Annotated in this window: 5 protein-coding genes; 4 read left to right on the plus strand and 1 reads right to left on the minus strand. The window is 32.1% G+C overall.

The features are described from left to right. From KI369_RS26045 to KI369_RS26055, 3 genes are all read left to right on the plus strand, one after another. Positions 1-1,045: sensor histidine kinase (locus KI369_RS26045; RefSeq protein ID WP_212958334.1), on the plus strand; the 1,045-nt coding region annotated here is incomplete at its 5' end. A gap of 107 nt (positions 1,046-1,152) precedes the next feature. After that, the gene (locus KI369_RS26050) at positions 1,153-1,683 is read left to right on the plus strand and encodes a tyrosine-type recombinase/integrase (protein ID WP_000806236.1); all 531 of its coding nucleotides are present in this window, start codon (positions 1,153-1,155) and stop codon (positions 1,681-1,683) included. Positions 1,684-1,802: 119 nt separating this feature from the next. Further along, entirely contained in the window at positions 1,803-1,997 is a 195-nt protein-coding gene (locus KI369_RS26055) for a DUF3924 domain-containing protein (RefSeq protein ID WP_001094861.1), read from the plus strand. A 294-nt stretch (positions 1,998-2,291) separates the two neighbouring features. On the opposite strand, the gene KI369_RS26060 is transcribed toward KI369_RS26055, so the two are convergent. Beyond that, the gene (locus KI369_RS26060) at positions 2,292-3,137 is read right to left on the minus strand and encodes a DUF72 domain-containing protein (RefSeq protein ID WP_212958336.1); all 846 of its coding nucleotides are present in this window, start codon (positions 3,135-3,137) and stop codon (positions 2,292-2,294) included. A 160-nt stretch (positions 3,138-3,297) separates the two neighbouring features. Between KI369_RS26060 and KI369_RS26065 the strand changes: the two genes are divergently transcribed. Then, a complete protein-coding gene (locus KI369_RS26065; protein ID WP_212958338.1) occupies positions 3,298-4,569 on the plus strand; it encodes an ATP-binding protein in 1,272 nt (423 codons plus the stop codon). The last annotated feature ends 334 nt before the right edge of the window (positions 4,570-4,903 follow it).

Here is a 4,903-nt window from a genome sequence, read left to right on the forward strand (position 1 = left end):
TATGAAAGACGGAAAAATTACAGAATACGCTTTTGCGATAGCATCTTTACAGCCTGTTAATGAAGCAATGCTCGTTTTAAAGGATTATTATGTCTATGCCTTAATCATCGTATTTCTCGTTATTATTTTGTTATCCTTCTACTACTCAAAAATCATTGTGAAACCATTAATTAAAATTAATCGCGTTACAAAAAAAATGGCCAATTTTGATTTTAGCGAGAAGTTACCTGTGACAGCAGACGATGAGATTGGTGGGCTTTCCGGTAGTATTAATACATTATCTGTAAACTTAAAAGACCGAATTGATCGATTAAATGTTGCCAATACAAAATTACAACAAGATATTGAACGTGAACGTCAATTAGAGAAAACGCGAAAAGAATTCATTTCTGGTGTATCACACGAATTAAAAACACCACTTAGTGTAATTAGAAGTTTCGCAGAAGGAATTAAAGATGGCGTTAGTAAAGATACGACGTATTACACAGATGTTATTTTAGAAGAAACCGAAAACATGAACAGACTTATTGTTGAAATGTTAGAATTAGCAAAATTAGAATCAGGTACGTACAAGCTAGATATGACGACATTCTCAATCGGTGAACTAATTCAACAAGTCTATACAAAGTTATTATTTAGCATGGAAGAAAAGCATTTACAAGTGAATATAGATGTAGACTCTTCTATATTTGTTCAAGCGAATCGTAGTCGTATTGAGCAAGTGGTTGTGAACTTACTTAGCAATGCCATTCGCTATACGCCAGAAGGAGAAAAAATACAAGTTTCCGTTATAGCAATGGAAGATACAGTAAAAATACAAATCGAAAACACAGGAAACCCTATCCCAGAAGAAAGTCTTGAAAAAATTTGGGATCGTTTCTACCGTTTAGATGCATCTCGTAGCCGTCATACTGGTGGTACTGGTCTCGGATTATCAATTGTAAAAAACATTTTAGACCTTCACCATGCGGAGTACGGTGTATATAACACAACTAATAGTGTTGTATTCTACTTTAATTTACAAAAAGTAAAAGAAGTCAAATAATTTGTCTTAATTTCACTAGGAGTTCACATGAAATTCACACTCTCCCTTTATAGTAAGAAACAAGTTAATCCTTTCCTTTACACATATAAAAGAGGAGAGTGCGTGAAATGAAACAAGCAGGACAACCTATTCAAAATGAAAAACAATTAGAAACTATCAAAAATATACTTTTACAATCTTCGAAACGTGATGGCTTATTATTCGTATTAGCTGTAAATTCTGGCTTAAAAGTAAGTGAAATCTTACAATTAAAAGTTAGTGATGTAATCGATGAAAATGAAAATGTTCGCCATTCCATTTTATTTTACAATGAAAAAGTAAAGAAACATAAATGGTTTGCTGTTAATGAAGACTTACAGCACGCAATCGAAGACTACATGAAAGAACGTAAAACTTGGAAACGTAATGAACCATTATTAAAGTCTCAAAAAGGAACAAAATCTATTACGAGACAACATGCATGGTACATTTTAAACAAAGCTGCAAAAGAAGTTGGATTAGAAGGGATTAGCTCACATACACTTCGAAAAACTTGGGGATATTGTGCATACAAATCAGGTGTTGACATCGCATTTTTACAACACTTCTTTGATCATAGTACTCCATCAAAAACTTTAAAGTATATCGGTATTGCTTAATAACTCTTATACATAAAAAGGTTACCATTTTATAAATGGTAACCTTTTTTATGTTTCACATTCTCTTCCCTTGTCTCTCCTATATTGTAGTGGTACTCTAATAGTAAGGGGGAGAAATTATGAACACATTAACAATTGAATTACCGAAAGAAACGGCTGAAAAACTTGATTTATTAAAACAAGCTTACGAAAAAAAAACAGGTGCTTCTATTTCTGAGAGTACTCTAGTTCAAACACTTATCTCAAAAGAGTTTATCCAAGCGATAACTCCTTTTGATTTACAACAATTCGTCACTGGAAAAGAACAGCATTAATTGCTGTTCTTTTTTTGTACTTTATCAGGATTTTACTAGAATTCTCCCCCGAAAAACTTCTTTGCTTCAGCCGAACTTTTTTATCAGGAATCTTCCTACCCGTTACTGTCTCATAAAAGTTTTTTATTTATTTTTCGGAAAACTATTGACAATGATAATGATAACCATTATCATTTATTACGAAGCCAACAATTGATGAATCAACCAAACGCTCAGTAACATTGTTACCCCTCTTTTTCATATAGAAAGGCACTGTACATTCCCCCTGTTTGTACAGTGCCTTTCTTGTTTTTATCATTCAAACAAATTTAATTGCTCGGGCTTTGGCTCGCCATATGTAATGTTCATCATTTTCATAAGCTGTTTCGCATTATCCGCTGCATCTCCGCCCGAATTATTGTTAAATAGTACATATATGTCCTTTGTCTTCTTTTTCAATTGCTCTAGTCTTTCTATCCATTCTTCTAATTCTTTATTGTTGTAGCGATATAAACAACGAACCGCTCTCCAATTTTCCCCTTTATCGAGCCAGCCATGAACATTTCGACCATGAAAACGTATTAACACCATCTCTGTGTTCGTTACTTCTAATACGAGCGGTATCGAACCTATCCCGGCCTGTGGCTCATCACAAATGGTATGAATCCATTTCTCTTGTTCCAAAAACTGTAGCGTCTTATCTCTCATTTCCGGATAAAACCATGTTTGATTCCGAAATTCTATAGCACATGGCAAACCTTCCATTTTTTCTTTCGTATATCGAAGAAAATCTACATTTTTCTTTTTACAATCAAACCATGGTGGATATTGAAATAAAATCGTTTTTAATTTACCAGCTTCTATTAAAGGAAGAATGGATTCTTTATATACATCAAACATTTCGTCAAACGTAGAAAAAGGAATTTCACCTTTCATATGCCCCGTCATCCCTTGATATGCTTTTACGACAAAAGAAAAATCTTGCGGTGTCTCCATTGCCCATTTTGTATAGTTTCGTGCAGGTTGCATCGCATAAAATGAACTATCCACTTCTACAATAGGAAAATACTCACTATATGTTCGTAATTTATTTCTATTTTCATAGGGGTCTATATATAAAGAATCATGATCTCCCCACCCTGTTACTCCAATGAAAAGCAAATATATTCCTCCCTTTTTAACTTCACCTTCTATCCATTCTACTCAATTCCTGAACACTTCGACCAATCAATTTTATTAAGTAGTCTCTTCTTTAAGAGTATCCGTATAAAAATATGATATACTAGATGGAAGAATTTTTAAATTGAGGGGTTATTTATTTATGCTTCCAAACGATGATATTATATCTCATGAAAAACGAATAGAAGAACTAGAAAATAAAGTACGTTTTTATGAAGAACTTGTAAATCAATTACCACATCATTTCACATATAAAAATCCACATATTGGTTTACAAATAAAGAAAACGAGATCGATTCATTCCATTCAAAACATACAAAAAGAAAATAAAGAGGCCGATTTTCAACTTACTTGCGACTCATTATTTTTATTTAAACAACTTGAAACATACTTTGTTCATATTTTTGATGCTTTTTCACATCATGTAACCTTTGTTGATAATAAAGGAAATATAACTTTATGTAATCAAGCTGCTGCAGATGATTTTGGTGTAGTACGAAATGATATAATCGGAAAACCAATTCAACAATTACTAAAGTTGCCTGAAGAAAAAATTAAAGCTCTAGAAACATTAAGAACAGGCACAGAAATATATAATGAAGAAGTTTTAGACAAAAACTATGGCATTTTAAATAACCGAATTATTCGTGATTATAACGGAGAGATTTTTAGAGTTATTAGTGTCTTTCATTATTTAAATACAGAACGTGATGCAGAAAAATTTTCGTTAGCAGGGCGAATCGCGGCTGGTATTGCACATGAAGTACGTAATCCTCTTACAACCGTACGAGGATATTTACAATTTTTACAAGAAAATGTTTCTCCATCTAATAAAGAATTATTTAAAAACTTACTTATTCCTGAATTAGATCGCGCAAATAGTATCATTACAAAATTTTTATCTATTTCAAAAACACGTGAATTTAAAAGAGAACCCTTTCCCATTAATACATTTTTACGTGAGTATATTCAACAGTTACTAGCTAGCGAAGTCTTTTTACATAACATTTCAATTGATTATAATTTTTCTACCGAATTAGATGATATTTTAGTTCATATTGATCGTCATGAACTTGTGCAAGTTTTTTTAAACTTATTCCAGAACGCTGTCGATGCTCAAGGAGAAAAAAAACTTTCTATACAAATCACTAGTTACCGCCTTGATAATTTTGTTCGTATTACTTTCACTGATAATGGGACTGGTATTCCACCAGCGATTCAAGAATATATCTTTGATCCATTCTTCTCAACAAAAGATTCCGGCACAGGTTTGGGCTTGTCAGTAACGAAAAAAATTATTCAAAATCATAACGGTACATTAAAAATGACTAGTAATGAAGATGGTACTACTTTTACTATTTCAATTCCAATCTTACCTAAAACAGCCCTTGAAAGATTAAATCAATACACATAGAATCCAATCCACGAACAGCATGTCAATTGTTAAATCCCTCAACCATTGACATGCTGTTTTTTATGTTGAACTTTTCTTCTTTATATTCTATAAAACTTCCTCTATACCTTACTTACTTTTTGCTAAGTGGGCCCATTTCTTATTTTTTTAGAAATGGTAGTTTGTCCATCACAGATTTAGTATAAATTTCATTTTAATATATAGTAATGACTATTGATTCTATGAAAGAAAGGAATGAAAAGATGAACAATAAAAATAAAGGAAAAGTATTTTATGGTAATGATTGTTGCGAAGTAAGAGCTTGTAGTCATATTAACATTTCTAAGTCCGAACT

Source organism: Bacillus sanguinis (assembly GCF_018332475.1).
Classification (GTDB): Bacteria; Bacillota; Bacilli; order Bacillales; family Bacillaceae_G; genus Bacillus_A; species Bacillus_A sanguinis.